General features: G+C 57.0%; 1 protein-coding gene and 1 pseudogene. One reads left to right on the top strand and one right to left on the bottom strand.

Going from position 1 to position 1,965, the window contains the following annotated elements; all coding sequences use genetic code 11:
- Positions 1–190 precede the first annotated feature (190 nt).
- The gene (locus NW856_RS13630; protein ID WP_414400688.1) at positions 191–1,243 is read right to left on the bottom strand and encodes a Fe(3+) ABC transporter substrate-binding protein; all 1,053 of its coding nucleotides are present in this window, start codon (positions 1,241–1,243) and stop codon (positions 191–193) included.
- A gap of 461 nt (positions 1,244–1,704) precedes the next feature.
- On the opposite strand from NW856_RS13630, the pseudogene NW856_RS13635 reads away from it, so the two are divergent.
- A pseudogene (locus NW856_RS13635) lies at positions 1,705–1,965 on the top strand (hypothetical protein); the annotation flags it as partial.

Consider the following 1,965-nt stretch of genomic DNA (forward strand, 5'->3'; position numbering starts at 1 on the left):
TTGGCTTGCCAACTACAGGGCTACCGAAAGCCCGCTCTCTATCTATACGTCAGCATGAGTGCGGGAGTATGTCACGTCTCAAGACCAAAATCTGAGGCTTGGCTTTGATCTATGGCCGAGCCATAAGCCATGCCGGGGAGCCAATGAAGAAGACTCTCGGCCACCCCGGCGCTCTGGGCGATCCCAACCCCTATCGCCAACCTGCCCGATCCATGACTCTTAACGCATCAGGGGTGACGCGGCCAATGCTGGCGGCGTTGATCGTATCTTCCTTAAAGGTGCCAAAGCTGGCCACCACCGAGTCGATCTCGGCCCCTGGCAGCACTGGATACTCGTTGTTGCTCTGGGCAAAAATGGCCTGCGCCTCTGGCCCGGAGAGAAACTCCAAAAATTGGATGGCCGCGTCTTTGTTGGGAGCTGTTTTCAGAATGCCGGCCCCGCTGATGTTGACGTGGGTGCCACGATCCTGCTGGTTGGGGAAGAAGACGCCGATTTTCTCGGCTACGGCGCGCTCTTCTGGATTGTCGGATTTGATCAAACGCGGCAAATAGTAGGTGTTGGCCAAAGCCACGTCTCCCACCCCGGCGGCCACGGCCTTGATCTGATCCGTGTCTCCCCCTTCCGGCGGACGGGCAAAGTTGGCCACCAAGCCCCGGGCCCATTGCTCCGTTTCCGGGATCCCGTGGGCCAAGATGATCGAAGCCGTCAAGGATTGGCTGTAAACGTTGCTGGAGGAGCGGGTGAGCACCTTGCCCCGCCATTTGGGGTTTGCCAAGTCCTCATAGGTGGACAACTCCTTGGGATCCACCTTGTCTTTGTTGTACATGATCACCCGCGCCCGCTTGGTGAGGCCAAACCAGTACCCCTCTGGATCCCGCAGAGACTCGGGAATATTTTTGGAGAGCGTCTCCGACTGGATGGGTTGAAACCAGCCCTCGTTCTGAGCGCGCCACAACCGGGCAATATCCACCGTCATGAAGATGTCGGCGGGGCTGTTGGATCCCTCGCTGCGGATGCGCTGGACGATCTCATCGGCGTTGCCCTGCACCCAATTCACGGTAATGCCCGTTTTCTGCTTGAAAAGTTCGTACAATTTCTCGTCTGTGCCGTAGTGCCGCGAGGTGTAGAGGTTCACTTCCCGATTGGCGCCATGGGCCGGACGCAGAAGAGACCCTGCTGCCAGAGCCGCAGAACCTAGCGTGGCTCCACTGACAAATTGCCGTCGCGATAAGCGCATACCCAACTCCTAAGTTCAAAAACATCTCAAGAGACACAGCTCCACCGGCCAAGCTGGCCATGCCTCTCTCTGAGAAAAAACCTGAAAGCTACGCCCAAAGGACAAAGGCGGTTCCCGCAAATCTCACTCCGTTGACCCTCATCTTAGGCCAGCTTTATTGAGACTTTTATTCAAGAACCTCGCCTTGGGGCAATGATAGAGGATCTCAAGTACCAGGTCAAGCTCTTGGGAGTTGTTCTCACTTCTCACCCTTTGGGATGAAACTGGGTGGCTTCCCCTTGTCCTCGACAGCGCCTGAGATGGCCAGCAACGCAGCCGGTCTTGTTGAGCAACGGGTCTCTACCCAGGGCTTTGCGGTCAGCGGTATTGACAGCACTCGCGAAAGCTGAAGAGGCTTCGAGTATAAAGGGAGCAGGGTAGATGACAGAGCTATGGTGAGCTCCCTTTCGAGATCGCCTCATGCACAGGTGCAAGAGAATAGCAGGGATCCAGGTGTCTCTATCCTGGTCTGCGGCTACAACGATTTGGTGGGGCTCACTCTCCAAGCCCTAGAAGCTTTTGGACATCGCGCTGTAGTAGTTGCTCCCGATCTGCCCCCTCATTTGGAAGAGCAGTGGCAATACCTACAGGCGGATCCCCGCCAACCGGGGGTGTTGCAGCGGGCTGGGATCGAGCGGGTCAAGGTGGCGCTGCTCCTGGAGCATGCCTCTAACCCCCAAAACCCTGAA

The sequence above is a fragment of the Synechococcus sp. R3-13 genome (genome assembly GCF_047462195.1).
Lineage (GTDB): Bacteria > Cyanobacteriota > Cyanobacteriia > Thermostichales > Thermostichaceae > Thermostichus.